Raw genomic sequence first — 1,818 nt, 5'->3', positions numbered from 1 at the left:
CCCTACGTTGGTAGTTACTTAAAAGCAATAAGCACCGTCATATAAGCAAGTTTGCGATTCATAATGTGCAAAAAATGTGCAGTTATTCAATTATTTGACATAATGCTGAAATTTTAATTTCAAAAACACATCCAGTTATATGCATAAAGTTGCTTTTTATGCATTAACCACCAAAACATGAACATCAGAATTCCTAACAACAGCAGCAGTGGTAGATCCCATTACCAATCGATCAAAGGCATTCGTTCCTGATTTACCAATAATTATTAAATCTATTCCCTTATTGTGCGCAAATTCTATAATTGCCTGCTTGGGATTCCCTCTTTTTACAAAAGTCTCTACATTTACGCCCTTTTCTGAAGCATATTTCTTACCAACCTCAACAATTTTCTTGGCACGATTATCAAAACTTTCATAGAGACTTGCTGGCATTGGTTCATATCCATAACTCATATTATTCGCAACTGATAAAATGCTTACTTTAGAATTAAACGCCTTGCTGTACAATATAGCAATATCTAGTGCCTTGGTAGAATTCTGACTACCATCTAAAGGAACGAGAATACTTTTATACATAATAAATTCTCCTTTCGAGTCATCGGTATCGTTATAAACTATTTATATGTATCATTATATTTTCGAAAGCGCTTTATTTTAACTTATTAGATTATCTTTTAGTTTGCTACTTAACATAAATTCAGTATTGTATCATAATATACAGAATATCATTTTATATGAGAGTATACTGTGGATAGATTTACTCAATAATTAGAGAGGAGCTTGTTCATGCCACTTAGAAATTACGTACATGATATTAAAATTGAAGACGCATCAGGTATGGAATCTTTTCCACAACTAAATATTAACTCTTATTATGATAGTGAGAGTTTTGAACTTTATTTGGTCTTTGAAAACGCAGTTACAGCTGCCAACTTTGTTAATAGACATAAACGCTTAGGAAATCTGACTATTTCCTTTGATGATTCTATTATTACTAATTTTACTGCTCTTTATACTAATCCCACTATCGATCATCCAGACTTTGAAAAGAGAACTGTCCATCTAACTTTTATTAAACGATTGAAATAAACACTCACCAAGAACATAAACTTTTATAGTAATCGCTGTTCAGTATTACAAAAGCCCCACCCGAAATTAATCGAGTGGGACTTTTGTAAGTATATCGGTTTGTCATGATTAGAATAACACTTTGAAATGTTTTTTCAACAAAACAGATTGGAATTATTATATTTTCTAACAAAAGAAATCCTTCATAGCGATAAAATATAAATTCAACAAAAAAGTCCACCTTGAATTAACGAGATGGGCTTCTAGCAATTATTTTGATTCGTTAATAATCTTAACATCTTAGAAGAACTCTTCAAGGACATAAATACCTAATGGAACAACTACTCCAGTCACAATGACAGCAATTTCCCAATAGATAACTGTTTTAAGATTGCTGATATCCCGCGTGTTATCTTGGGAAATTTGCAGGGCCCTTTCGGCCTTATCATCGGCACTATTTAAGTTATCCATTTTAGTTTCTACACGGGCTAGGCGTTCATTGATTTCCATAAGTGTCTCGGTAACGTTAATCTCATTTTGTGGCATCTAATCACTCCTCTATTTTTTCAGATAAACTCGTTTAACATAGGCAATATTAGACGTTATATATCCGTTGGCGTACTTCAATTTAAGACGAGTGATTTTACCAGCCTTGACCGCTGATGCCCAGACTCGTGAACCTTTAGCATAACTGACTGAAACTTGAAAGCTAATAATCACGCCAAAGGCGTGTGGTTATTGGCTTTTTTG

3 protein-coding genes are annotated in these 1,818 nt (G+C 33.2%); 1 reads left to right on the top strand and 2 read right to left on the bottom strand.

Annotation, left to right across the window (positions count from 1 at the left end; translation table 11 throughout):
• Positions 1 to 156: 156 nt before the first annotated feature.
• Positions 157 to 576 (bottom strand): universal stress protein, encoded by a 420-nt coding sequence (locus FC85_RS07420; RefSeq protein ID WP_057864901.1) that lies wholly within the window; start codon positions 574 to 576, stop codon positions 157 to 159.
• A 210-nt stretch (positions 577 to 786) separates the two neighbouring features.
• On the opposite strand from FC85_RS07420, the gene FC85_RS07415 reads away from it, so the two are divergent.
• Complete coding sequence (locus FC85_RS07415) at positions 787 to 1,089, top strand: hypothetical protein (protein ID WP_057864900.1); 303 nt, start codon at positions 787 to 789, stop codon at positions 1,087 to 1,089.
• A 279-nt stretch (positions 1,090 to 1,368) separates the two neighbouring features.
• Here FC85_RS07415 and FC85_RS07410 read toward each other — a convergent pair whose 3' ends face one another.
• Positions 1,369 to 1,614: a hemolysin XhlA family protein gene (locus FC85_RS07410; protein WP_057864899.1), complete on the bottom strand. Its 246-nt coding sequence runs from the start codon at positions 1,612 to 1,614 to the stop codon at positions 1,369 to 1,371.
• Positions 1,615 to 1,818 lie beyond the last annotated feature (204 nt).

Source organism: Lentilactobacillus diolivorans DSM 14421 (assembly GCF_001434255.1).
Lineage (GTDB): Bacteria > Bacillota > Bacilli > Lactobacillales > Lactobacillaceae > Lentilactobacillus > Lentilactobacillus diolivorans.
Note: the sequence above shows the minus strand (reverse complement) of the source record. Positions and strands in the feature narration are given on the sequence as shown.

Bases quoted from the DNA above. Each gene is read 5' to 3' on its own strand.
- FC85_RS07420 (WP_057864901.1), bottom strand. From the start codon at position 576: ATGTATAAAAGTATTCTCGTTCCTTTAGATGGTAGTCAGAATTCTACC.
- FC85_RS07415 (WP_057864900.1), top strand. From the start codon at position 787: ATGCCACTTAGAAATTACGTACATGATATTAAAATTGAAGACGCATCA.
- FC85_RS07410 (WP_057864899.1), bottom strand. From the start codon at position 1,614: ATGCCACAAAATGAGATTAACGTTACCGAGACACTTATGGAAATCAAT.